Genomic DNA, 258 nt, shown 5'->3' on the forward strand with positions numbered 1-258 from the left:
GCTGGCAGAGCACATGCATCTGCTGCTATCGCAAGAAAATGTCACCCCGCGCCAACTTGCCCCTTTACCCATATTAGGCGTACCTCATTTTTGGGCAGATAATGCGAATTCTAATTTTTATGAGGACAGCCGCGTCTTTCGTAGTGGTCGTCGCACGCTTGTATAAGTATCCGAAGCTTTAAAGCGTAGGTTATTGCTTAGGTGCTAAACCTCTGTTTCGTTTACTGTTTTGCCACCATTCATTAAGCAGTTAGGGTT

At 45.7% G+C, this 258-nt stretch carries 1 protein-coding gene; it reads left to right on the top strand.

Going from position 1 to position 258, the window contains the following annotated elements; genetic code table 11:
* Window positions 1-13 precede the first annotated feature (13 nt).
* Window positions 14-166 (top strand): DUF3025 domain-containing protein, encoded by a 153-nt coding sequence (locus AAEY79_RS15535; RefSeq protein ID WP_352289452.1) that lies wholly within the window; start codon window positions 14-16, stop codon window positions 164-166.
* Window positions 167-258 lie beyond the last annotated feature (92 nt).

Origin of the sequence: Psychrobacter sp. GW64-MNA-CIBAN-0177, from assembly GCF_040309585.1 — a bacterium.
GTDB classification, from domain to species: Bacteria; Pseudomonadota; Gammaproteobacteria; order Pseudomonadales; family Moraxellaceae; genus Psychrobacter; species Psychrobacter okhotskensis.

Bases quoted from the DNA above. Each gene is read 5' to 3' on its own strand.
- AAEY79_RS15535 (WP_352289452.1), top strand. From the start codon at position 14: ATGCATCTGCTGCTATCGCAAGAAAATGTCACCCCGCGCCAACTTGCC.